A 24,043-nucleotide genomic window follows, 5' to 3' on the forward strand; every position below is an offset into this window, starting at 1 on the left:
GAAGTATTACCTATGTATTTATGTGACGTTAGCCTTACAATAATGAAAGGTCAACTTTTTTATATCATGATGATGCACCTTAGATAATTGTAGTACCTTCATTCATGTATAGTTTTCTGATCCTTTGGTGTTTCGCTTAGTAGCATATTTACTACCTTCATTTTCATATACGTTAACAAAGAGGCTGTAAAGGAAAGGGGACAGTATATGGACTATAAAATAGCTGTTATTCCTGGTGATGGAATCGGTGTTGAAGTGATGAATGAAGCGTTAAAAGTATTGGAAATTATTAATACCAAAGAATCAATTCATATTACATATGATATATTTAATTGGAATTCGGATTATTATTTACAAACCAGTCGTATGATGCCAGAAAATGGATTAAAGCAGCTTAAGGAATATGATGCGATTCTTTTCGGAGCAATCGGAGATGAAAGAGTACCAGATGATGTTACATTATGGGAACTAATTATGCCAATTCGAAAATCATTTCAACAGTATGTTAACTTTCGACCAATTAAATTACTTAAAGGTATGGATACTCCGATACGTAACCAATCCACTAAACCGATTGATTTTGTGCTAATAAGAGAAAACGCAGAAGGAGAATACTCTAATGCTGGAGGAATAATGTTTGCGGGAGAGCACAGGGAATTGGCGATCCAAAATAATATAATGACAAAACAAGGTGTTACACAAATAGCAGAATTCGCATTTTCCTATGCGCAAAAGCAAAATTTAACAAAGGTTACGAATGCAACTAAATCAAATGCGATTATTCACTCTATGAAATTTTGGGACAGAATTATAGAGGGTGTTGCTGGGGAATATCTAGATATTTCATATGAAAAATATTATATAGATGCATTGGCTGCATACTTTGTACAGCGTCCTCAAGATTTTCAAGTCGTATTAGCAACGAATTTATTTGGTGATATCCTTTCTGATTTAGGATCTGCAATTGTAGGAGGTTTAGGGATATCCCCTTCTGCAAACATAAATCCTGGAGGTGAGTTTCCTTCTATGTTTGAGCCGGTTCATGGTTCAGCTCCAGATATTGCTGGAAAAGGTATTGCGAACCCGATTGCTCAAATCTGGTCGTTGGCACTTTTGTATGAACAATTAGGTAGAAAGGATATCCATGATAAGGTAATAACAACTATTGAAGCCTTATTCATTAACAAGGTTAATTTAACTGCCGATATGGGAGGGACGGCGTCAACTACGGAAGTAGGAGATTCTGTTTGTACGATCTTAAAAAGCTTGTAAGAAAAGGGCGGGCAACGCTGAATAACATTTATCAAAATCGCAATAAATAATTTAAAACCAGAAAAAAAACGGATGGCTGCAAATGCTAGTTGAGAACATTTGCAGCCATTCTGATTTTCTTTAGTAAAATACGACTGTACTAGTCTCCTTCGTTTGTTAGCTTGGTTGTAAGTAATCGATAAAAATATTTTTTAGGATTTTTAATTGTTCTTCAGCCTCTAAATCTCCTTTAAGCATAGGGATTCGTTCATAAAGCAACAGCTTTCTAGAAAAGAGCCCAAACGAATTCGTAATAGTGGTTAGAACCTTTTTTATATCGATGTCAGATCGTATAGATCCATCTTGTTTCCCATCTTCTATAATGGATGCAAGTATCACTGATATTTTATTTTGCGACCTATTATATGCTTCAATATCTTCCAACGGCTCTGTTTGTAGAGAAGCATAACTTTTAAAAACCTCAAGAAGCTGCATATTTTCCAGTTTCTCTTCATTTATTTCTGAGATAAAGAAATCAAACATTCTTTCCATTTTATCTAAACAACTACCATTCATATCAGCAATAGATTGAAAAATAGGTATATATTTTTCCACAATATTAATCGCTACTGCTACAATTAGCTTCTCCTTTTTAGGAAAGTATCGGAAGACAGTAGCAATTCCAATATTTTCTTCATCGGCAATTTCCTGCATGGTCGTATTGTCAAAACCTTTTTTAGCAAATACTTTTTCTGCAGCTAGGATAATACTATTTCTTCGCTTCATTTTCCCTTCCATTCTTTCTTGTTTCCATCTATCCTGCGGATTCATTGGTCTTTCTCCTTTTTAAATGATAAAAGTTTTATGTATATAAAGTGAAACTTCAATCAGTTGGAGGGGGGGTTATCCCCCACTGATTGTTAGTACCACAAGGGTATGACCTAAAGGCCTTTGAACCAATCGGACATTTACTGGCAGTTGATACCTCACTTATCCATATTAGTTTCGCTTTATTGCTTAAATTGGGATCTTACTGCCAGTTATATGCGGGATAAAGTGAAACTTCAATCAGTTGGGGTGTTTATCCCCCACCGATTGTTAGTACCACAAGGGTATGACCTAAAGGCCTTTGAACCAATCGGACATTTACTGGCAGTTGATCCCCCACTTATCCATATTGGTTTCGCTTTATTGCTTAAATTGGGGTCTTACTGCCAGTTATATGCGGGATAAAGTGAAACTTCAATCAGTTGGGGGGTGTTTATCCCCCATTTACCAATATATGTGGGATAAAAAATTCGGAAAAGATGATAATTATAAATGAATATCATCTAAAAATCCTAGCAAACTAATTCATATTCGTCAATTTGAATCGTTTTTGAGCAATTCTATTGAAACTATTTCTTAAACAATACTATAATGATAATATCATAATGATAGTAAAACTATCATTATGATTAATTCACAAATTGAAAGGGGCTAATTAGCATGACAAGGCTTACAAATAAAGTTGCAATTATAACAGGATCTGGTAGTGGTATGGGAAAAGAAGAAGCATTGCTTTTTGCAAAAGAAGGTGCAAAAGTAGTTGCAACAGATATTCAAGTGAATGCTGTTCAAGAGGTAGTTGATGAAATAAAAGCAGCTGGTGGTGAGGCTCTAGCTTTAGCACATGATGTTACCTCAGAGGATGATTGGAAGAGTGTTATGCAAACGACCATTGATACGCATGGAAAATTAGATATTCTTGTAAATAATGCTGGAATTTCTCAGCCAGAACCAATGGAAGAATTGACGCTTGCACGCTGGAATCAAATTATTAATATTAATTTAACTAGTACATTTCTTGGTATAAAATTAGCTATTCCGCATATGCGTGAAAATAAAGGTGGATCGATCATAAATATTTCTTCCATTGCAGGATTGACTGGTAGTTCAGGTGCTGGTGCTTACACCGCATCTAAGGGTGGAGTACGTATGTTAACGAAAGCTGCTGCCGTTGATTATGGAAAAGACAATATTCGCGTGAATTCTGTTCATCCAGGATTTATAAAGACACCGATGAGTGAGGAATTCTTTGAACGAGAAGATATGAAGCAATGGTTCCTTGCACAAACTGCATTGCCGCAATTAGGTAAGCCAATCGAGGTAGCAGAAGCTGTGTTGTTCTTAGCATCAGATGCTGCCTATCATATCACAGGGGTGGAATTACCAGTCGATGGTGGCGTGGTTGCAAAATAAGGTGCGTAACGTAGAAAAGTGCTATGCAGAAAGTTTATTAAAATTATTACAAATCGTTTAGAACAAAAAAGCCGACCGCATTCATAAAGGTATCGCCCCCCTGTTAGAGTAAAAAATCTACCTGGGGGCGGCTTTAGCTTTTATTAACTACTCGTTTGATCTAGTGCTTTTTCAAGTGGTTTAAGCGTAGTAGCATGTAAAATATTCTCCTCATAGAATGTTGTTTACTCAGGTAAAGTTTGAACTGTATCCTTTAAAAGGCGAAATTTTTTGATTGTCGTATTTGAAAGGAACTAGTGGTAGTTCGTCTATATGGAAGTTAACAAGATACCGCTAGTAGAAACCTGTATGAATGACATAAATAATTTTCTGAAGTATAGGTTGCTCTCTTTTTCTTTCCATAAAAGGAGGTCCCAAAAATGAAACTTACTGCATATAAAGAGTATATAGGTAAATCTCCTTGTGAAAGGGGCTGAAGTATGATGTATTATTATGTTCCGAGTTATTATCCCACCACCTTATATCCTGTGTATATACCGGTTCGGGAGCAACTTCCTCCTGTTAATATAGAGTTTTTCTATGAATCAGCAAATGAAACGGTAAGGCTTATGAATGACGTACGTGTCGTTCTGAATAAGTTATCTACCTCAAAAGAATTTGATAGGCAGATAATGAGTGCTGCTCAACAGTCTGATCATGAAGAAGTGAAGCGCTTAATTCAATCATTAAATATTACTTCTACCATCGAGGTTGGGTTTACGCCAGATGAATTGCGTTTAAATTTCAGTAAAAAAACGGTTCATTCTAATCGGGACTGTTGCAAAATTACGATATTCCTGAGATGGAGATAAAGAAATGAGGATGAGGTTGGGACATATTTAAAACAGCATTTTAAGGTCTAATGATGAACAATACACTATTCTATCACCAGAAATATACGTAGACTCCTTGGAAAGAAGAGCGCTCTTTTTCTACGTGGAGTAACGTTGCTACAAGCCTTCCTTATCTTTCCAAAGGAAAGGTAGCAGTGAGCTGCCAAAGTGCGTCAGTAAGAGGAGAGACTCACCATTCGCTCGTGGAAAGCGAAGATATTTCTGGAGCGAGTTAGTTACACAAACCATCATTTCTAGTTGTTCCATATATAGATTACTTTTGTCTCTATCTCATTTGCTTCATAGTTCATGATGAACGAAACGATCGCTTCAACCGTGAGTATTTAATACGAATCGTAAAGGTGATCATTGTAATATGGTACAATTGTTAAGCTCTTTCTTCTAATAAGCTCAATAAAACATTAGCAATGATTATCCCAGCGGACTTTGATGCAACCTTACCTGGTAGACCAAGTGCATGCGAAGCTTTAATACCCTGTTTTGCTGCAAAGTTAAAGTCTGTTCCTCCGGGTTTTGATGCTAAATCAATGATAAACATACTTGGCTTCATTGCTGAAATGATGGTTTTATCAACTACGTTATCTGGTATGGTATTAATACAAATATCCATTGTTTCAATTGCTTGCTTTAAATCACGCAACTGAACGGGCGTAAAGCCCATCTCTGTAATGCGAGCGATTGCGGTGGAGCTTCTAACTGCGACAGATACATGTGCACCAACCGATTGAAATAATCTTGCGACCGTCATGCCTACTCTTCCAAATCCAAGTATACTAACATTAGAGCCATGTATTGTTACATCTGTTTCTTCTATGGCTATTTTAAGTGCACCTTCAGCGGTTGGAATAGAATTATAAATAGCAATATCATCACGAGCAAAGAGTTTAACTAATTTACGATTCGTAGCAGCTGTTGCATGATCTAAGTAATTATTGGAAGTACCGGTGTAAATAACACAATTTGATGGTGTACAAGATAAAAGCTGTTCGGTTAAATATATTGACTTGTCTGAATAAGTTACTTCTACTTTTCCTTTTGTATCAGTACCAGCAACAGGAAGTATAATAGCATTTAAAATGGAGTGGTCAATACTTTCTAACTCGACATGCTGAACATTTATTTCATTAAAATGAATATGATCATATCCAATCACGTAGACGGTTATGTTTTCCTGCGCTAACATGCGGATCACATGTAGATATCGAGCATCTCCACCCATTATCAATACATGTAAATTATTTTGCAAATAAAACATCTCCCTTCAGGTAAATACATTCATTCGTACAAGAGCTGATTACTTTATTAAAGAATAATATTGCATAACATAAATAAGAAACGATGGAGCAAACAAAACTCACTTTTTTATTTTACAATACATTGCTTGTCTCTTATGACAATTTTCTTATTATGAGGAGAATATAAGTATACGAGGGTTTGAATAAAGTAGTTAGATCACAAAAGAAGACCAACTTAAGTACAAAAGCATAAGCGTCCGATTAGAAACGTAACGATTGGAGCGAGTCAACGGAGGTAAAGGAATCACGGTGAGCTTGCGAGCCAATGATGACTTATCGTAAGGTGATTTGTGAAGTCGCCTCGTTTCTGGGCGCTGAAGCTGGAAGTGGCTTAACGCGCCGATATTTATCCATATGGGGAAAATGTTATGATTTCCTAGACTATAAAAAAAGTCCCAATTTGATAGATTGAGACTCTATGGCTCAGTTGACTAGTCTTGCCATTTAATTAATCTAGGGTGCGCATCTAAAATAGATTGATATTGTTCGTTCCAGCCAAATTCACTATCTGGATCAAGCTCTAAATATCGGTTATATTTTTGCTGACGCTCCTTAGCATTTGTCCAGCCAAAATGTTTAATTCGTAGTCGGGAAATTGCATTTGGCAGATGATAAATATTCGCAGGAAATCTACCACAATGAAACCTTTTCTTCTTCCATTGATAATCAAAGTTTGGTTGATATCGTAATAAAAATGGCCGATAGCACAAATGGGATTGCCAGTAATTATCATCTCTATAATGTTCTTCATCCCACATATCATAGAGTCTGAAGCTATAGAGATCGATATCCGATTGATTGATTAATTCACGAATCTCATTTGTCGCTTTATCTTCTAACAGTTCATCAGCATCTAGATTCAAAATCCAGTCTGGTTTTGTTTTTATTGTTTCCTCCCATTGTTGTTTTCTTAGTTCTACTTCATTTGCAAATGTAGATCTTTTGTTTTGGACGATATGCGTCGGAATGCCAGCTAAAATTTGTTTACACACCTCTATACTATTGTCCTCACTGCCATCATCAATAATAACCGCCGAATCAATGAAGTCCCTATGCTGAAGTAATACTTTTTTTAAATATCGTGAGGCTTCATTTTTCATAATCATGGATAATGTTATTTTATTGTTATTGTCTTTACTAATACGCTTAGCTAAGATATCAGATACTTCTAGAGGAGAGATACGTTCTTGATTATCGTCCTTGTAATCCTCTACAGCTTCAAGATCCGAGCTACGGTAAATATGGTAAGCTGGATAGTGTGTGTCAACATATAATGATAATCCTAATGCCTGTGCTCTAATACAAAAGTGACGATCCTCCCCCCAAAAAGAAAGATTCGGAATTGGACTAAAGTTTACACCAGTATTTAATGCGTGTGCACTAAGTAACGTACATGCACCTAATCCACCAACTTCATACGTTCCAGGCACCTTTAATTGATTAATGAATTCCATAGTTCTGCGTTTTTTTTCTTCATCTGATAATCGTTCTCCATGTGTAGCGTGATATAAAGTATATTCATCTTGAACCCATACTTGTGGAAGTGGGTCTGCGTTTATCTGCCATTTTGTCCAAAAGATGGTAGAAATAATGTTCTTGTCTATTCGAATTAAATATTCAATGGTGTTTGGATGAATAAGAAGGTCTGAATCAATTAAGAATAAATAATCATACCCTTTATCCCTTGCCTGTTTGATAATTTGATTCTTAAATTCAGCTACTTTCCAGATAGCTTGATGATTCCAAATATGCGTATTACCATTACGAGAATACCCCTGATGGTCATAGGGAGAGGGAGCAATAATTTCTGTACTGCCTTCATTATCTTGAGCGAAGTTCCTCAATAGTTGCTTTGAAGCTTTATCAGTATTATCATCAACGAACATATAATGGATAGTAATATTTGTTTGCTTCAGCTCAGATAAAGATGTTAAAAATTCTTTTAGAATAGGGTATTCCTGATGAATGGGTGACCCGATTAAGACACTGTGTTGTTTCATCCGAAATAGTACCTCCTTGTATGCGCGTAACAAAATAATCCTTGTAGTATTATATCGATCCGTTCATCAAATGTTCATTGTTTGCTGTTTTTTAGGTAATGTAGAGTGGACAGCAAGGCAAAACCATCCTGTCTGTATGGCAATCGATATTAGGGTGAAAACATTAACAAAATCAATAAAATTATTATTGCAATTCATTTATGTAAGCGGTATAATTGCAATATACAATATTTTGTATATTATGAAGGAGTCGATATGAGCAGAATTTGGGAAAGTTTATTTTCAAAAAATGGTTTAGCGGCAAAAGAGATAGCTGGAAAAATGCTGCATATTCAAGAGGGGGATAGAATTCCTAGAGTAAGCGACTTAGCGAAAACATTAGAGATTGGAAATGGAACCGTTCAAGGTGCTTTAAAGGTTTTAGAAAACTTGCACGCTATTCATTTGGAAGCAAGGGGACATCTTGGAACGTTTTTACGAAAGAAAGATGTTGTATTACTGAAAGAAATAGCAGGTGTTGGCTCGTTAATAGGTGCTATGCCGCTGCCATATTCACCTAAGTATGAAGGGTTGGCAACAGGATTAATTGAGGCATCGGAAGCGATGTTAAATCATATCGACCTTGCTTACATGAGAGGATCTAAACAACGGCTTGAGTCGTTAAAGGCAAGAAGGTCTGATTTTGTAATTATGTCCCAGCTTGCAGCTGAACAAGAAGTTTCTGAGGATGAGAATCTAGAGATAGCGCTGAATTTTGGAGCCCATACGTATGTTACAGCACACCAAATCTTTTTTTCTAACCATGGTGAACAAAAAATAAAAGATGGTATGCGTGTCGGGATAGATTATACTTCAATAGATCAATCGAAAATTACACTCATGGAATGCAGAGGCCTTGATGTTGAGTTAATACCTGTTAACTATATGCAGCTCTTTGAAATGCTTTTAAAGGGAGATCTCGATGCAGCAGTTTGGAATGCTGATGAAAATCGAGCAAGAGAAACCTTCCAAGTAGGCGAATTTCAGTCAGCGTCTACACGGCAAGTCGTGAAAAATGCATCTACTTCGGTCATTCTTATTGAAAAAGATCGAAAAGATGTAAAGGAATACATTACAAAGCTGGATAAAGAAAAAATACTACGAATTCAGCAACAGGTTGTGAATAAGGAAAAGCTCCCACACTATTAGTGTGAGGCAGTTTTTTATCATCAATATACAGAAAACTGTATTTTATCTAGGGGGTATATGTATGAATGTAGCTGAATTAGAAGATAGACTCCACATTTTAGTCTTAGGGGAGGTAATAACGAAAGAAGCATGTCATATTACTTTAGCTGCTTTTCAAGAATTAGTGAATGAATTAGAGCTAGAAGAGGTGGATCAGGCAGAAATGTTATTTACTCACTTACCTTCTGCATTGACAAGAATTGAAAGAGGTGAAGCTCTTGAGGCCCCATCTCCTGCTATTATGGAAGAAGTGAAGCAATCTGCTTATTATCTAGATGCAGAAAGACATGTGAATAAGGTACAACAGAGCTGGGAGAAAGAGCTTCCTCAGGAAGAAAAGGAATTTTTATACATGCATTATACAAACGTATTAGCTATGAATAAAGGAGGAAATAAAAAATGAAAATTGTTATAGGTGGACAAGTAGAGAAAAAAGCGATTGAAGCGTTAATTAAAGATGTGGATCCCGCTGTTGAGACTGTTGTGAAGTCAGATTTAGATGCAGCAATGGCCATGAAAACAGGTCAAGCCGATTATTATTTAGGTGCTTGCCATACTGGTGGTGGCGGTGCACTTGCAATGGCAATTGCGATGATAGGAAAAGATAAATGTGAAACGGTGTCTATGCCAGGGAAGAAGCCTGACGCTTCCAGAGTAGAAGAGGCTGTAAAAGAGGGGAAAATAGCTTTCGGTTTTACTGGTGATCATATGGAAGCAGCGGTTCCTATGATCCTTCAAGCTTTAAAAAATAAAGGATAATCACAAATAAAGGGGGACTATTAGATGGAAATGATATTTGTAATTTTGATTGGGGCAATTGCCGCTGTACTAGCCAACATGAACATAGCCGTTTTCAATGATGGGTTACGGCCAATTGTATCGGAGCATTTAGAGGGACGATTGAAGCGTAGAGAGCTAGGGCTAACGGCATTTGCCATGAGTTTTGGTTTAGTAGTAGGATTTGGAATACCTTTTACCATTACAGCAAGTATTATTTTGATTCATAGTATTTTACTTGGAACAGATATTATTGGCTTGATGACACCGAAGAATAAGTGGGGTACACCCGTTGCCGCAGTAATTGGTGGTTTATATGGTTGGGGACTATTGATGGGATTGGAAGGCTTTGTAAAGCTATTTGAATACTTACCTGTTAATTTCCTTGAACCGATGGGAGAGGTAGGAACACCAGTAGTTGTAACATTTATGGCTTTCCCAGCATTAGCAGTTGCGATGCAATTTAGTGTTAAGAAAGGGATTGTTACGTTTATTGTAGCGGCACTAGTTAGGCAGCTAGCGGTGTTTGTCAATGATAGTGGCTTCCTAAGTATCGGTGATAACGTGATCACGTTAAATCAAGAGGGTATGGCTCTTATCGCTGGTATGATTTTCTTATTTGCTTTTGCTATGAGGGAAAAGGCGGAAGAAGGTTCATCTGTTGACTTAGCATCCATATTCAGTGAGAAAGTTAAATCAATTAAAAAGAATGTTGTCTTCTTTATGATTATTGGTGCACTAATTGCTGGTGCGACGAATCTATTACTAATGGCCGGAGACCCAATTTCTCTTAATCTATTAGCTGAAGGAAAGCAAACAGATGCTGGAATTGCTGCTGCAGCTAGAGCCATTGGTTTCATTCCTTTAGTTGCCAGTACAGCAATAGCTACTGGTGTCTACAGTCCTGTTGGATTCACCTTGATATTTGTAGTTGGTCTATTCGTACCAAATGTTTGGGTGGCAGTAATTGTTGGGGCTATTGTTATCTTTTTAGAAGTAATGTTATTAAGTTCGATTGCTAAGTTCTTAGACAAATACCCTGGTGTAAGGAACTCAGGGGAAAATATTCGTAGTGCAATGACAAAATTATTAGAAGTTGCCTTATTAATTGGAGGGGCAAATGCAGCAAATATCATTGCACCTGGTTTTGGATTCTTCTTTATCGCAGGCTTCTATTTATTGAATGAGGTTGCTGGAAGACCAATCGTCCGAATGGCGGTTGGGCCTGTTGGAGCAATCGCAGTTGGTGTTATTGCAAACATATTGGTACTACTAGGAATTATGTCAGTATCTTAAGTACAAACAGCATAGGAGTGATTAGCAAATGATACAGACTGTAAAGGGAAAAATTGAGAAAGAAGCATTTGGTGTTTGTGCGGCGCATGAGCACCTCTCCATTGACTTATCTAGAGTAAAAGGGGATCCAGATACAATTTTGGATGATGAACAAGGGATGATGGAAGAACTTGCTTATTTTTATCAAGCAGGTGGACGATCCTTGATAGAACTGACGAATGATGGAATGGGAAGAGATGTCAAAAGGCTAGTTCGTTTAAGTGAAGAATCTGGTGTACACATTGTTACATGTACTGGTTTTTATAAAGATCCATTCATACCTGAATTTGCCCAGGGGTGGGATCGTGAACAATTTGCTACTCATTTCATAAAAGAAAGTAAAGAAGGAATTGAGGATACAGGTGTTCTTCCTGGAATTATCGGGGAGGTAGGGACAAGTGTTAATGAGATAAAACCAGTGGAAAAAGAGCTCATTATTGGAGCTGGCATGGCTGGTCTAGAGACAGGCTTACCGATTTCCACCCATACATCTTTAGGGACGCTAGGTAGTAAGCAAGTGGACATGTTTTTTGCATTGGGATTACCGAAGGAACAAATAATCATTGGTCATCAGGATTTAAATCCTAATAAGGAAGAGGTTTTAGACGTACTTCAATCTGGTGTATATATTGGATTTGATACGATTGGTAAGAAAAATTACAGACCGGATGAGGAGCGTTTGGACTTTCTATTAGATTTTATTGAGAGAGGTTTCCATAAACAAATTGTTTTGTCAGCAGACTTAACACGAAAATCCCATTGGCATAAATTTGGTGGTCCGGGATATGATCTTGTGTTAAACGATTTTATCCCTGCATTAAAAAAACGTGGTGTAACGGAGACGGTAATTACAGACCTGCTTGTAAAAAATCCAGCAAATGCATTTTCAGTAAAGGAGCGGTAATATGGCTTACAATCCGGAAAAATTAAAATATGCTTCATCTGTACTTCCAACGTTGACAGTTGAGGAGGCTCAACAGCTTCAATTTAAATTAACCCATAGTATGAGTAAATATTTTACAGGTGATCAATTCTTATCTATGGGTGACCTTGGTGTCGCTCCTCGTTATCAGAAACCAGAACAAACGGAAAGGGTAGAGCGTGTTATTGCCGATTTTTTTGAAGCTGAAAAGTCTGCTCTCGTTCGAGGTGCAGGTACAAGTGCGATTCGAATCATTCTGAGCACGCTCCTTGAAGCTGGTGATAGCATGTTCATTCATACTGCTCCTGTTTATACAACGACGAAGGATACGATTCGTATTCTAGGTATTCAGACAGAATCAATAAATTACAATGATTTGAATGCTGTAAAGGAAGCTGTGCAACAGAATCAATCCTGTAAGCTTTTTTATATTCAGCATGCAAGGCAACAGCCGACAGATATCTACCATCTAAAAGAGGTTATTCAAACGGTGAAGAATATTCGTCCAGACCTTCCAATCGTTGTTGACGATAATTATTGTGCGATGAAAGCTTATGGGATTGGTGTAGAATATGGTGCTGATTATTCTACGTTTTCCGGATTCAAGCTGCTTGGGCCAGAAGGTATTGGAGTAATTGTAGGGAAAAAAGACGGTATAGAGACACTACAGCAACGAAATTATTCTGGTGGTGGACAAGTACAGGGATATGAAGCGATGGAACTTTTACGTATGATGACATTTGCTCCAGTATCACTAGCAACGCAGAATGAACAGGTTGAAGAGGTTTGTAAACAATTAAATGAGGGCGTCATCGAAGGAATTGCAGCAGCCTATATGACAAATGCGCAATCAAAAAATGTCATTGTTGAGCTAGAGCAGCCAATTGCGCAAGAAGTTATTCAAAACAGTAATGGACTTGGTGCTGCTACTCATCCAGTAGGCGCAGAATCAAAATATGAAATTATTCCAATGATTTATCGTGTTTCAGGCAGTTTTATTGAAGCACAGCCACACTTAAAACAATATGGATTACGCATTAACCCGATGAAATCGGGAGCATCCACAGTTATTCATACCTTAAATAAAGCAATAAAAATGGTCAACTAGATTTTTATGAAGGAGGGGTGCTTCCATGTTTTTGCATACAACAATACAAAGAAATCCAGAGCTGATATATGCCGGGCTTTCGTTACATCAAAACGGAGAGATTCCTCCAAATACGTATATTATCGATGTAGATGCTCTAAAAGCAAATGCCAGCATGTTAGCAGATACTGCTAAAAAGCATGGAATGGAATTATATTTTATGAGTAAGCAGCTAGGCCGATTTCCGGAGGTTGTAAATTATATCGTAGAAAGTGGAATAAAAAAAGCAGTAGCTGTTGACTTTGATGAAGGTAAAGTACTCGCAGATCACGGTATCGCGATAGGTAATATTGGACATTTGGTTCAACCTGGAAAGCATCAGTGGAAGGAGATACTTAGCTGGAGCCCAGAGGTTGTTACGATATTTTCATATGAGCGTGCAAAACAATTATCAGATGCAGCAGTAGATATTGGTACAAAGCAGGATATTTTATTGAAAGTCGTTGGCCCTGAAGACAGTATTTATGAATCGCAGGAGGGTGGGATTCCACTAGGTGAGCTACATCGAGAACTTGATCGAATACTAACCTTACCTGGTGTTCGGATAATAGGTGTAACTACTTTTCCTAATTTACAATTAGCGGATAATAAGCAGGAAATGGTTGCAACTGCTAATCTCACAACGTTATTAAAAGGAAAGCAATTACTAGAAGAGAAAGGAATTACAGTAAAACAGGTCAATGGTCCGAGTGGGACGAGTGTTGACACGATTCCGTATCTAGCTACTCACGGAGTAACTCATGGTGAGCCAGGACATGGATTAACAGGGACAACACCAATACATGCGTTTAAGAGGTTGCCAGAAATTCCTGCAATGATCTATGTTTCTGAAGTATCACACGAAACGAAAGATCATTATCAGGTTATTGCTGGTGGTTTTTATGGGAGATCGAATATGGAAGGCTGTTTAGTAGGAAGTCACAAAGAATCCATTCTTCAACAGTATGTGGCGGCAAGGCAAAGTAGCCCAGAAGCTATTGACTATTACGGTTCCATTGCAAAACCAGATTGTTTTAAAGTAAAGATTGGCGATACAGCTATTTTTTCCTTCCGTACACAAATATTTGTAACCAGAGCTCATGTAGCACTTGTTGAAGGGATACAGTCTGGAACACCCAAGCTTGTACATCTAGAAAGGAAGTGGTGATCATGGCGAAAATGACATTACTTGTCATTGACAGCTTTGGAATTGGCGCAATGGATGATTGTGTTGATTATCAACCATCCGATTGCACGGCTAACACGTATAAGCATATTCGTGATGTGAAAAAAGATGATTTACAAATTCCCTTTATGTATCAATCTGGTCTTGGGGCTTTGGTTGACAATCAAGTTCCACCACCAAATGCCTATGGTCGTTCCAAATTAGCTCACCATGGCGCAGATACGTATTTGGGACATCAAGAAATAGCTGGAAGTTGCCCCAAAAAATCGCATAAGCGTCTAATGAAGGACATTCATTTAACAATGAAAGTTGTACTAGAGAACGCTGGATATCGTGTGACGTATCCAATTGCAGATTGTCCCATATTATTAGTGAACGATGCAGCAGTTGTTGCTGATAATTTAGAATCAGCATATGGAAATATTATTAATGTAACAGCTGATTTCAAGAAGATGCCTTTTTCAGAAGTTAAAAAGCTTGGTCGTGTCGTCCGTGAGAACGTAGATACTACTCGAGTGATTGCTTTTGGTGGACCATATACGTCGATCGAGCATATTTTGTCCTGTGTAGAAGAAAAGCATAAAGGACAATGGGGAGTGAATACGCCGAAAGCCAAGGTTTATGGAGAGGGCTATAATGTGTATCACATGGGCTATGGTGTTGAAATTGACCAGCAATTCCCGATGATTGCTGCGCACCATGGTTTGAAGGTTCATCGCTTAGGAAAAACTGCAGATGTATTGCATGGTGAGGGACCATCTGATCCGATTGTTAACACTACCGATCTCCTCCATACTGTGAGTCATGTTTATGAACAGGAAGAAGCAGACGCAGCTTTTCTCATAAATGTACAGGAAACAGACTTGGCAGGACATGCTGAGGATGTTAATTGGTATTGTCAGCTATTAAATGAAACTGATAAGTGGTTATCTGATTCGTTTCTTCCTCTAATGGCAGACGATGATTTGCTAATTGTTATGGCTGACCATGGAAATGATCCAACAATTGGCCATGCTAATCATACAAGGGAATATGTGCCGATTTTGATTCTTGGTAAGAAGGTAAAACAGGCGAATATTGGCCTCCGGGATACAATGGCTGATGTTGGTGCTACATTCTGCGATTTCTTTCAGCTACCATCAACGGCAGAAGGAAAAAGCTTCTTATCTGAAATAATAGACCGATAGATTTCATATAAAGAGGCTGGACAAAACACAACTTCTTACTCAAAATACGAATAATCATATTATCAATAGGAGTAGCATTGCCGTACCGTGAAACTATACGCTCTTTCCGCGGGAACGGCCTCAGCTAACTGGGTAAAGAAAAACACGTTACCACGTGGATCTTCGGACTCGTGCTGTTCCCGCTGGAGTCTCGCTTGTTTTAGATGTTCAACGAATGATTTTAATCAAAAAACGAACGATAATTAATTTAAACTAATTATTGTTCGTTTTTTACTGTTTTTCCGTTCTTTTGTCTCAGCCTCTTTGCTTTATCCCACATATAACTAGCAGTAACCCCCACGGATTGAAGTTTCATTTTATGTGCAATGACTAATTGCATACTTTGTTTTTAAGCTATAAGCAATATCGTATCTTGAATTTAGAAAACATGTTAATATTGCATTAATCCTATCGGGAAAGGAGTTTTTACTTTATGGCTAAGCAAACGTATTTAGGGAAATCTGATATTTCGGTCTACCCAATTGGGCTAGGGACAAATGCTGTTGGTGGACATAATATTTATCCGAATCTGTTAGATGAACGTGAGGGCCAGGATGTTGTGCGTAAGGCGCTGAATAATGGGATTAATATGCTAGATACAGCCTTTATCTATGGACCAGAGCGTTCTGAAGAGCTAATTGGTGAAGTAATGAAGGAATATAAGCGAGAAGATATTATCATCGCAACCAAAGGTGCACATAAATTTATCGGTGATGATATTGTGATGGATAATTCACCAGCATTTTTAAAACGATCAGTAGAGGATAGTTTGCGTCGTCTGCAAACAGACTATATTGATTTATTTTACATTCATTTTCCAGATGAAGATACGCCAAAAGATGAAGCTGTAGGCGCATTAAAAGAGTTAAAAGATGAAGGGAAAATTCGATCCATTGGTGTTTCTAATTTTTCTCCGGAACAATTAAAGGAAGCGAATAAAGATGGATACGTTGACGTACTGCAAGCAGAATACAATCTATTAAAACGTGATGCGGAAACGAAATATTTTCCTTATACCGAAAAAGAAAATATTACGTTCATTCCTTATTTTCCATTAGAATCAGGTTTATTAGCTGGGAAATATAATATAAATAGTACTTTCACTGATTTGCGAGCACAGAACCCTAATTTTCAAGGTGAGAAATTCGAAGAAAATCTTGCGAAAGTAAAACAGGTTAACATGATAGCTGAAGCATATGGCGAAGAGGTAGTGCATATTGTACTGGCCTGGTATTTGACACAGCCTTCGGTTAATGTTCTTATTCCTGGAGCTAAGCGTCCTGATCAAGTACTTAGCAATAAAAGAGCTGCTGAGATTTCTCTTTCGCAAGCAGATGTACAAAAAATTAGTGATATATTTGCATAGCTGTTAGTTTCCGAGCACTTTTTGCTATAAGCAAATGGTGCTCTTTTTAAAAAGGGGAGTTTGTTTTAAGCGTAATGACCACCAATTTTTTGGCTTCTTTCTAGGGTAATTCCAGCGTCTGTGTAACTGATGGCACGGAGAATAGAAGTAGAACCATATTTGGCACGGATAGCGTCCATCGTATAACCAATATCATTTTTCTTTGCCCTGTTTTCAAACAAATTGAGCTGTGTTTCTTGTTTTTTATATAAATTATCTAATGTAACATAGGCACGACGAACGCTGCTTACTCCATCATAAAACTGTAAAAACAAATCCATACAAACATGGTAAACATCCATCGTCACATTTGTCGGGATTTGGATAGAGCGAGAACGGGAAAAACCACCTCCTGTAGCTTTAGAATAGCCGATTGCTAGATGAATCGTTTTACCAGCCATGTTAGCAGTGCGAGCTCTACGACATACTTCTTCACAAAGGTCAAGTAGACAAACTTCTGTTTCTTGCATAGAGTAATCACGTAGTAAGGAAATACCATGACCAAATCCCTTTTGTTCCGTTTTAACAAAATCACCGAGGACTGGGCTTAAATCGATTCCCCAAGCATGCCAATAAAGCTGTTCTCCCATCACCCCAAAACGTTTTTTTAAGTGATTTAAATCATAGCGTGCAAGCTGTCCCAGTGTGACAATCCCCATCTTGTTTAAATTATTCTTCATTCTACTGCCAATTCCCCATATTGCTTCTATCGGAAATGACCATAACTTTGCTTCGACATCCTCATATTTGCATTCCGCAATTCCTTGCTTTTTGGCATGAAGATCCATAACAACTTTTGCAAGGAATTTATTATCACCGATACCAATAGAGCTCGTAATTCCAAAGCATTCAAGGATGTCGTGCTTCATCCGTTTTGCCACTTCCCAACGACTGCCAAACAATTTTGTTAATCCATTAACGGTAACCCAGACTTCATCAACAGAGTATGGATGAATAGCTTCCTTAGGCACATACTGATTAATTAATTTGGTTATTTCAGCAGACACATATAAGTAATCAGCCATATGTGCACGGACAATATATAAATCTGGATCATCCGGTAGCTCAAAAAAGCGGCTGACATTGCTAATTCCATATTTTTTCTTTAAAGCTGGCGATGCTGCCAGTACAATACTTCCTGATCGGTTCGGATCCCCTACAACTGCAAGCAGGACCTTCATTGGATCTTTTCCTAATTTAATTGCTTCGACACTTGCATAAAAGGAGCGCATATCAATGCAAAGTACATCGTTGCGTGGATAAGAAGCATAGTTCATATTAATCCACCTCCGAAAAAAAGAACGTTTGTTCTTATTGTATGCTGATAGCCCTATTTTATTCAATGGAAATATATGCACATATAGGTACTTATTATCAAACGAATCGTATGCTTGCCGGATAATTGTGATTATTCCCTAAAAATATATGTTATATTGGAAGAATAAGAGGAGGTGATACTATGAAGAACAAACCAATTTATGTAGAAATACCCATTCAATCGGATACAGAAACAATATGGAAATTCACACAAACACCGGACTTACATGAAAAGTGGGATTTACGTTTTTCATCTATCTCGTATTTACCAAAGGATGAAGTGAAGCAGCAACAAAAATTCTCGTATAAATCGAGAATTGGCTTTGGTTTATAAATAAAAGGCTGGGGGAGAAGTTCCGGAAGCTCCAATACAAAGGATGGATCTAAGGTATCCTCCCTGCAGTTTGGTTCAGATCAGACAGTATCCATTATTAAGGAAGGTGGAGGGTATTGGAAATACATACCACAACAAGATTCTACACTGTTTCTTACAAAATATAACTATAAAACAAGGTTTGGGTACTTAGGTAAACTGTTTGATTTTTTCATTTTTCGTCCATTGATGGGATGGGCCACAGCAATCAGTTTTGCTGTGTTAAAAAGGTGGATAGAAGAAGGAGAGATGCCAACAACACAGTATTTACGTTTCTTTAGTAGTTGGTTATTCACCTTGTTATTTAGCTTTATTTGGCTCTATCATGGATTAGCTGCTAAGTTGATACACCAACATCCTGTTGAATTATCAATGGTACAAACGGCACTTTCAATCAATGTAAAACAAGCATCTGTGCTAATTATGATCACTGGAGCGATAGAAGTTATGTTTGGGTTGATGTGGCTATTCTACGAAAATAGAAGATGGTTATACATAATACAAATTGCAATTTTTCCGTTATTAGGAATCATAGCCAGTTTAACAACTCCAGATCAGCTCTTTCATCCATTTAATCCCGTAACGTTTAATTTGGCTTTGCTAGTGGTTTCTATCGTAGGGTTACACACTACTAAGAATATTCCTACAGCAAGAAGCTGTAAGCGTAAGTAAGAAGGAGTTGCAAATGTCTATTTATAAAAAGGTATTAGAAAACCAATTTTATGATCTTCACCCTATGTTACAAAGACGATATGAATTTAAAAGAAATAGTATCTTTAAAGCAACGGGAGTGATGAAATGTGTAAGAGGGGGACCAATGTGGTTATTTCCTATCTTTTGGCTAGGTAAAAAGTATAAATTATTCTTTCCTGAATCTGGAAAGAATATTCCATTTGAAATTGTAAATTCGCAAATAATAGCAAGCGATGGAACCGAACAGGTTCACTGGGAAAGAGTATTTTATTTTAATCATAAAAAGCGCTTTTTTAATGCACGTATGTATCTAAATTCCGAACAAAACCTTATCCAAGATTATCTAGGTGAACCTGCTAAGTTTTATTCCGATTTAGCACTGTCAATAACGAAAGAAGGAGGATTGCGAATTGATTCTAAAAAACAGAGACTCGTATTACCATTTATAGAAATTCCATTACCCAAAATATTTCAGGGATTGGCTACTGTAACGGAAACATATATGGAAACGAAAGCGGTGTACTATATACAGGTTCAGGTTAAAAATCCTATAATTGGAACGGTTTTCTCATATGAAGGGGAGTTTAAAAGCAATGACATTTTTTAAAGTAGCCTGTATGAATAGTGTCTTATTCATTCTGATTACCTTGTATGGAGAAGATTCTTGGTACTTATTAATATTATCTGCAGCACAATTAATTTTTGTGCCATACATGCTGCACATCATTTTAAAAGAACAAAGAGGCTGGATCCCCACTTTTTATCCATATTTTGGAATTGTCGCATCTATAGCCATTTTTGTACTGCAAATAACACAAGATTCTCCAATTGATACAATACTGGCAACCATCTATTTCATGTTTACAATCATGTTGGCAATCCTTGGGGTCAACCGTTTTCTACATAGAGGTTTTGTACATGTCGAGGAGTTTTTAATTGATATTGGACTTATTTATATGGTTATAGGTGGAGCTTGGTTTGTGGCGCATGAAGCACAGATTGATACAGGCTTTTCACCTATTATTACATGGTTAACAGCAAATCATTTTCACTATTCTGCATTTCTATTACCTGTTTCTGTCGGGCTTTTAGGAAGAGTCCATCAATCGAAATGGTATCCATTAGTCGCAACCATTATTATCATTTCACCTATGGTTGTCGCGTTAGGAATTACGTTCTCGGTTATTTTGGAATTCGTGTCTGTCATACTTTATATCATTGGAATATATGGTTTAATTGGCTTATCATTTCAAACTTCGTTCCAAAACACGTTCCAAAAATGGTTTGTCCGTATTTCATACAGTGCATTAGGAATTTCAATACTTTTCTCACTTATATATGCACTTGGGAATCTTTCAGAGCGATTCTTTATTTCCATTGACTTCATGATACTGTTTCATGGCTTGATAAATATCATACTGTTTGCAGGAATAGGTACAATAGGCTGGTTAGTTGCTCCACCATTAAGTAAGCAAAGGGAGATAGTCTTTCCAATTAGTAAGATCAGAGGATCAGTCGTAGTAGACGAATCAATTCTAAATGGAAAGACGGATGAACAAAGTTATAACGGGCTTATAGACTCTATGAAACAATTTGCATATGATATCGATACAGAGACGTTATCCAAAACGATTATCGATTTCTATGAAAATACAAAAAGTTATCGATTATTTGCCGAAGTATATTGGCATCACTGGTTTCTACCCCTGGCAATTATCTATCGACAAATAAGCCGCTTTATAAAGCAATTGAATTTACCTTTATCCAGTAGATGTAACGAAATGACAGGAGATATACACGGGATCGCCGATCATATAGATGGCCGAAGCAATACAAGAGCATGGGTCAGAAAAATCAGTCAAGAGACTGTTTTTGTAGCGTTATATTCCCATCACCAAAGTGGGGAGCGTACTTATATGAATATTGCTTTACCATTGCCTCGTACATCCATGATTGGAATTTTGGAATTAAATCAACAAGGAGAGCATTTGCAGTTAACCAGCAAAAAAGTACGTACAACTAAAGCAGATTCGGGTATTTATTTAGTGATTAGAAATCGGTTATTTAGGTTGCCGATTGAAGAAACCTTTGATGTAGAAGAAGTAGAGGAAGGTTTACTTAAAGCCAGACATCGAATGTGGCTGTTCTCTATACCATTTTTACATATTAATTATCGTATTGAACATAAGCATCTACCACAACTTGAGAGAAAGGTGGAGTAATGTTTGCATCCGTTATTTACTATGCTGTAGTTTGCTATAAAGGAAATGAGTGGATAGGTTGTATATATAGAAGCGCGAAATCTTAAAAAAACAGGAATGAAAGACAGTCTTGTGGAAATAATGAATAAGGCCATAAACTTAAGCTATTTTGAGGTGTGTTCTTATGTTTGTACATCCTAAGGGTATAGGGTGGCTGGTTATTTTAGGATTGATCGTTACTGTATGTATAGCTTCTTCTGTGTCTTGCACTGCAACAGCGGCTAATGGAAAAGGAGAGAGCTATAGTATGAAGCAAGAGCTAGATTCATATATCCATAAAGAACCAAAATTAAAGGGCGGATTAATTGGGGTAAGTATTCGACAAGCGGATACAGGCAAAATAATTTATGAGCATATGGGAAATACTCGGTTTCGACCTGCCTCTAATATGAAGTTGTTAACTGCAGCGACGAGTTTATCCGTTTTGGGAAAGGATTATCAATTTTCTACAGAATTACGTACTAATGGGACGATAAAGCAGGGGAGGTTGAATGGAAATCTGTATTTAGTTGGAAAAGGGGACCCTACCTTGTTGCCAGAAACCTTTGACATGTTCGCAGCAAAGTTAAAAGCAATGGATATTGATCATATTTCTGGAGATATAATCGGTGACGATACATGGTATGATGCAGTTCGCCTCTCGCCAGATATGATTTGGAGTGATGAGCATTATTATTATGGTGCACAAGTATCTGCATTAACAGTTTCTCCAGACAAGGATTATGACGCGGGAACTGTCCGTTTAGAAATACAATCAGGTGGAATTGGTGAAAAGCCACAAGTATCCATGTCACCAAAAAACAATTATATAGAAATAAAAAATGAAGCAATAACGGTAAAGGCTGAGCAAGAAGAAGACCTCATCATAGAACGTGAGCACGGGACAAATATCGTATCAGTGTCAGGAATAATCCCTAAAGCCAAAGAGCCGATCAAAGAGTGGATAGCTGTCTGGGAACCCACTGGCTATGCACTGGACTTACTTAAGCAGGCTTTAGTCAAGCAGAATATAACATGGCATGGAGTAGTGAAAAGTGGCGAGGCACCTATAAAATCGAAATTGCTTTTCACGCATTCATCTATGACGTTAGCAGAGCTGCTTATTCCATTTATGAAACATAGTAACAACAGTCTTGGAGAGATTTTAGTAAAGGAAATGGGAAAAAAAGTATACGGAGAAGGAAGCTGGGAGCAAGGAATCGAGGCGCTAAAGAGACAATTAAAGCGGTTTGGTTTGAATCAAGAAAAACTACTTATTCGTGATGGTTCAGGAATATCACATGTAACATTAATACCACCAACCGCAATTACCCAATTATTATACGCTGTTCAAAAAGAAGCGTGGTTTCCAAGCTTTATAAAGTCACTTCCAGTAGCTGGGGATTCTGATCGGCAAATAGGAGGGACGTTACGTTATCGAATGCTTGATTTAGTTGTGCAAGCTAAAACAGGGACAATTTACGGTGTTAGTACATTATCGGGCTATGCTGAAAAAAGCAATAAAGAAAAGCTAATATTCTCCATTATGATTAACAATCTAATTGATGAAGAGGAAGGAAAGGTAATAGAGGATCAACTATTGGAAATTATAGTGGATACAGATTAAAACAACTAAATAAATGAAATAAAAGCTGTTGTAGTAAAGCAATAGCTTTTTTATAGTCTAGGAAATGCCCATGTGGATAAATAGGGGGTTGTTGAGCCGTGTCCAACTCCAACGCCCAGAAATGAGGCGACTTCACGAATTTCCCTACACGATAAGTCACCATCGGCTCGCAAGCACACCATGATTTCTTTATCTCCGTTGACTTGCTCCAGTAGCTACGTTTCTAATCGGGCACTTGCGCTTTTGTTCTTAGTTAAGAAAGTATAAAATCAGTGCAATGACTGCGTTAAGCCAAGTAGTTATTTTGAAATGTTTGATGTATATTGGCAATGCTCCGACTAATTACTTCGCTTTCCGCGGGCACGGTCTCAACTAACTTTGCAAAGAAGAACACGTTGCAAAGTGGATTTTCGGCTCGCGCTAATCCCGCAGGAGTCTACGTAATTAGTCTCCGCTATGAGAAGGTGCAACAATTCTTGTCATAAGTAATAGGTTGACTTTTTTTACAATGGGTAAAGTGAAAATCGTTATCCGTGAGTATAAAAGCAGCTGTGTTACTTCATGCTAGCGTTGTAGAGCCTGATAATAGCGAAGGCCGGCTACTTCAACTCCTGTGGGAAATGTTTGACCTGAAGATCCACTTTTTTGAGCGGGTTTTGCTAAAAACGTTAGCTGAAGGACAAACCCCACGGAAAGGGAAGTGGGCAGCCGGAGTGGTGGTCAAGCAAGCAGTAGCTATTATTCCATAATAGCTACTAGAGGAAGCGTAAATCTGAGCATTTAGTGATAAGGACTGAGCGAATTTTGCTCAGTTTTTCTTATTGATAAGTTCATTGTTTGAAATTACTTGCTTATAGGGAAAATGGATTCTAAATATAAGATTTACTACCAATGTAAATAAAGAGGAGG

23 protein-coding genes are annotated in these 24,043 nt (G+C 37.5%); 19 read left to right on the plus strand and 4 right to left on the minus strand.

Annotation, left to right across the window (positions count from 1 at the left end; genetic code table 11):
* Positions 1–207: 207 nt before the first annotated feature.
* On the plus strand, positions 208–1,272 hold the full coding sequence (locus D9782_RS13430) for an isocitrate/isopropylmalate dehydrogenase family protein (protein ID WP_026682168.1): 1,065 nt from the start codon (positions 208–210) through the stop codon (positions 1,270–1,272).
* A gap of 156 nt (positions 1,273–1,428) precedes the next feature.
* On the opposite strand, the gene D9782_RS13435 is transcribed toward D9782_RS13430, so the two are convergent.
* Complete coding sequence (locus tag D9782_RS13435) at positions 1,429–2,082, minus strand: TetR/AcrR family transcriptional regulator (protein WP_026682167.1); 654 nt, start codon at positions 2,080–2,082, stop codon at positions 1,429–1,431.
* 225 nt (positions 2,083–2,307) lie between these two features.
* Here D9782_RS13435 and D9782_RS22955 point away from each other — a divergent pair, with 225 nt between their 5' ends.
* From D9782_RS22955 to D9782_RS13445, 3 genes are all read left to right on the plus strand, one after another.
* A complete protein-coding gene (locus D9782_RS22955) occupies positions 2,308–2,484 on the plus strand; it encodes a hypothetical protein (protein ID WP_162986399.1) in 177 nt (58 codons plus the stop codon).
* Positions 2,485–2,739: 255 nt separating this feature from the next.
* Complete coding sequence (locus D9782_RS13440; RefSeq protein ID WP_026682166.1) at positions 2,740–3,492, plus strand: SDR family NAD(P)-dependent oxidoreductase; 753 nt, start codon at positions 2,740–2,742, stop codon at positions 3,490–3,492.
* Between the two features lie 479 nt (positions 3,493–3,971).
* Positions 3,972–4,343 carry a YuzC family spore coat inner layer protein gene (locus tag D9782_RS13445; RefSeq protein WP_121605003.1) on the plus strand — a complete coding sequence of 124 codons (372 nt, stop codon included), beginning with the start codon at positions 3,972–3,974 and terminating at the stop codon, positions 4,341–4,343.
* Between the two features lie 409 nt (positions 4,344–4,752).
* Here the strand turns inward: D9782_RS13445 and dpsA are convergent, their stop codons facing one another.
* Together dpsA and D9782_RS13455 are read right to left on the minus strand one after the other, a co-directional pair.
* Positions 4,753–5,631, minus strand: a complete 879-nt coding sequence (dpsA, locus tag D9782_RS13450) for a dipicolinate synthase subunit DpsA (protein WP_026682164.1) — start codon at positions 5,629–5,631, stop codon at positions 4,753–4,755.
* 480 nt (positions 5,632–6,111) lie between these two features.
* On the minus strand, positions 6,112–7,680 hold the full coding sequence (locus D9782_RS13455; protein WP_121605004.1) for a glycosyltransferase: 1,569 nt from the start codon (positions 7,678–7,680) through the stop codon (positions 6,112–6,114).
* 255 nt (positions 7,681–7,935) lie between these two features.
* On the opposite strand from D9782_RS13455, the gene yhfZ reads away from it, so the two are divergent.
* The 9 genes from yhfZ to D9782_RS13500 all read left to right on the plus strand — a co-directional run bounded on the left by yhfZ (position 7,936) and on the right by D9782_RS13500 (position 16,845).
* Positions 7,936–8,868, plus strand: coding sequence for a GntR family transcriptional regulator YhfZ (gene yhfZ / locus D9782_RS13460; RefSeq protein ID WP_034679368.1), 933 nt, complete (start codon positions 7,936–7,938; stop codon positions 8,866–8,868).
* 61 nt (positions 8,869–8,929) lie between these two features.
* Positions 8,930–9,310: a PRD domain-containing protein gene (locus D9782_RS13465; protein WP_026682161.1), complete on the plus strand. Its 381-nt coding sequence runs from the start codon at positions 8,930–8,932 to the stop codon at positions 9,308–9,310.
* The gene (locus D9782_RS13470; RefSeq protein WP_026682160.1) at positions 9,307–9,666 is read left to right on the plus strand and encodes a DUF2620 domain-containing protein; all 360 of its coding nucleotides are present in this window, start codon (positions 9,307–9,309) and stop codon (positions 9,664–9,666) included. Before D9782_RS13465 ends, D9782_RS13470 begins: the two co-directional genes overlap by 4 nt.
* A gap of 24 nt (positions 9,667–9,690) precedes the next feature.
* The gene (locus D9782_RS13475; protein WP_121605005.1) at positions 9,691–10,980 is read left to right on the plus strand and encodes a YhfT family protein; all 1,290 of its coding nucleotides are present in this window, start codon (positions 9,691–9,693) and stop codon (positions 10,978–10,980) included.
* A 28-nt stretch (positions 10,981–11,008) separates the two neighbouring features.
* Positions 11,009–11,923, plus strand: a complete 915-nt coding sequence (locus D9782_RS13480) for a phosphotriesterase family protein (RefSeq protein ID WP_121605006.1) — start codon at positions 11,009–11,011, stop codon at positions 11,921–11,923.
* A 1-nt stretch (position 11,924) separates the two neighbouring features.
* Positions 11,925–13,049 carry an aminotransferase class V-fold PLP-dependent enzyme gene (locus D9782_RS13485; protein WP_121605007.1) on the plus strand — a complete coding sequence of 375 codons (1,125 nt, stop codon included), beginning with the start codon at positions 11,925–11,927 and terminating at the stop codon, positions 13,047–13,049.
* Between the two features lie 25 nt (positions 13,050–13,074).
* On the plus strand, positions 13,075–14,235 hold the full coding sequence (locus D9782_RS13490; protein ID WP_026682157.1) for an alanine racemase: 1,161 nt from the start codon (positions 13,075–13,077) through the stop codon (positions 14,233–14,235).
* Positions 14,236–14,237: 2 nt separating this feature from the next.
* Complete coding sequence (locus D9782_RS13495; protein ID WP_026682156.1) at positions 14,238–15,440, plus strand: phosphopentomutase; 1,203 nt, start codon at positions 14,238–14,240, stop codon at positions 15,438–15,440.
* A gap of 472 nt (positions 15,441–15,912) precedes the next feature.
* Positions 15,913–16,845 carry an aldo/keto reductase gene (locus D9782_RS13500; protein WP_121605008.1) on the plus strand — a complete coding sequence of 311 codons (933 nt, stop codon included), beginning with the start codon at positions 15,913–15,915 and terminating at the stop codon, positions 16,843–16,845.
* A 65-nt stretch (positions 16,846–16,910) separates the two neighbouring features.
* Here the strand turns inward: D9782_RS13500 and D9782_RS13505 are convergent, their stop codons facing one another.
* A complete protein-coding gene (locus D9782_RS13505) occupies positions 16,911–18,161 on the minus strand; it encodes a DNA polymerase IV (RefSeq protein ID WP_121605009.1) in 1,251 nt (416 codons plus the stop codon).
* A 182-nt stretch (positions 18,162–18,343) separates the two neighbouring features.
* On the opposite strand from D9782_RS13505, the gene D9782_RS23600 reads away from it, so the two are divergent.
* From D9782_RS23600 to D9782_RS13530, 6 genes are all read left to right on the plus strand, one after another.
* Positions 18,344–18,535 carry a hypothetical protein gene (locus D9782_RS23600; protein WP_240455739.1) on the plus strand — a complete coding sequence of 64 codons (192 nt, stop codon included), beginning with the start codon at positions 18,344–18,346 and terminating at the stop codon, positions 18,533–18,535.
* 228 nt (positions 18,536–18,763) lie between these two features.
* Entirely contained in the window at positions 18,764–19,246 is a 483-nt protein-coding gene (locus tag D9782_RS23605) for a DoxX-like family protein (RefSeq protein WP_240455740.1), read from the plus strand.
* 13 nt (positions 19,247–19,259) lie between these two features.
* A complete protein-coding gene (locus D9782_RS13515; RefSeq protein ID WP_026682152.1) occupies positions 19,260–19,874 on the plus strand; it encodes a DUF4166 domain-containing protein in 615 nt (204 codons plus the stop codon).
* Entirely contained in the window at positions 19,861–21,489 is a 1,629-nt protein-coding gene (locus D9782_RS13520; RefSeq protein ID WP_162986400.1) for a YndJ family protein, read from the plus strand. The genes D9782_RS13515 and D9782_RS13520 overlap by 14 nt, the downstream gene beginning before the upstream one ends.
* Positions 21,490–21,652: 163 nt before the next feature.
* On the plus strand, positions 21,653–23,134 hold the full coding sequence (dacB, locus tag D9782_RS13525) for a D-alanyl-D-alanine carboxypeptidase/D-alanyl-D-alanine endopeptidase (RefSeq protein WP_162986401.1): 1,482 nt from the start codon (positions 21,653–21,655) through the stop codon (positions 23,132–23,134).
* 533 nt (positions 23,135–23,667) lie between these two features.
* A complete protein-coding gene (locus D9782_RS13530) occupies positions 23,668–23,883 on the plus strand; it encodes a hypothetical protein (protein ID WP_121605011.1) in 216 nt (71 codons plus the stop codon).
* Positions 23,884–24,043: the final 160 nt, after the last annotated feature.

Origin of the sequence: Virgibacillus sp. Bac332 (assembly GCF_003667785.1) — a bacterium.
Classification (GTDB): Bacteria; Bacillota; Bacilli; order Bacillales; family Amphibacillaceae; genus Virgibacillus; species Virgibacillus salarius.

Bases quoted from the DNA above. Each gene is read 5' to 3' on its own strand.
- D9782_RS13520 (WP_162986400.1), top strand. From the start codon at position 19,861: ATGACATTTTTTAAAGTAGCCTGTATGAATAGTGTCTTATTCATTCTG.
- D9782_RS13470 (WP_026682160.1), top strand. From the start codon at position 9,307: ATGAAAATTGTTATAGGTGGACAAGTAGAGAAAAAAGCGATTGAAGCG.
- D9782_RS13475 (WP_121605005.1), top strand. From the start codon at position 9,691: ATGGAAATGATATTTGTAATTTTGATTGGGGCAATTGCCGCTGTACTA.
- dacB (WP_162986401.1), top strand. From the start codon at position 21,653: ATGTTTGTACATCCTAAGGGTATAGGGTGGCTGGTTATTTTAGGATTG.
- D9782_RS13440 (WP_026682166.1), top strand. From the start codon at position 2,740: ATGACAAGGCTTACAAATAAAGTTGCAATTATAACAGGATCTGGTAGT.
- D9782_RS13515 (WP_026682152.1), top strand. From the start codon at position 19,260: ATGTCTATTTATAAAAAGGTATTAGAAAACCAATTTTATGATCTTCAC.
- D9782_RS13500 (WP_121605008.1), top strand. From the start codon at position 15,913: ATGGCTAAGCAAACGTATTTAGGGAAATCTGATATTTCGGTCTACCCA.
- D9782_RS13430 (WP_026682168.1), top strand. From the start codon at position 208: ATGGACTATAAAATAGCTGTTATTCCTGGTGATGGAATCGGTGTTGAA.
- D9782_RS23605 (WP_240455740.1), top strand. From the start codon at position 18,764: ATGGGATGGGCCACAGCAATCAGTTTTGCTGTGTTAAAAAGGTGGATA.
- yhfZ (WP_034679368.1), top strand. From the start codon at position 7,936: ATGAGCAGAATTTGGGAAAGTTTATTTTCAAAAAATGGTTTAGCGGCA.
- D9782_RS13435 (WP_026682167.1), bottom strand. From the start codon at position 2,082: ATGAATCCGCAGGATAGATGGAAACAAGAAAGAATGGAAGGGAAAATG.
- D9782_RS13465 (WP_026682161.1), top strand. From the start codon at position 8,930: ATGAATGTAGCTGAATTAGAAGATAGACTCCACATTTTAGTCTTAGGG.
- D9782_RS13445 (WP_121605003.1), top strand. From the start codon at position 3,972: ATGATGTATTATTATGTTCCGAGTTATTATCCCACCACCTTATATCCT.
- D9782_RS13495 (WP_026682156.1), top strand. From the start codon at position 14,238: ATGGCGAAAATGACATTACTTGTCATTGACAGCTTTGGAATTGGCGCA.
- D9782_RS13490 (WP_026682157.1), top strand. From the start codon at position 13,075: ATGTTTTTGCATACAACAATACAAAGAAATCCAGAGCTGATATATGCC.
- D9782_RS13505 (WP_121605009.1), bottom strand. From the start codon at position 18,161: ATGAACTATGCTTCTTATCCACGCAACGATGTACTTTGCATTGATATG.
- D9782_RS13480 (WP_121605006.1), top strand. From the start codon at position 11,009: ATGATACAGACTGTAAAGGGAAAAATTGAGAAAGAAGCATTTGGTGTT.
- D9782_RS23600 (WP_240455739.1), top strand. From the start codon at position 18,344: ATGAAGAACAAACCAATTTATGTAGAAATACCCATTCAATCGGATACA.
- D9782_RS13485 (WP_121605007.1), top strand. From the start codon at position 11,925: ATGGCTTACAATCCGGAAAAATTAAAATATGCTTCATCTGTACTTCCA.
- D9782_RS13455 (WP_121605004.1), bottom strand. From the start codon at position 7,680: ATGAAACAACACAGTGTCTTAATCGGGTCACCCATTCATCAGGAATAC.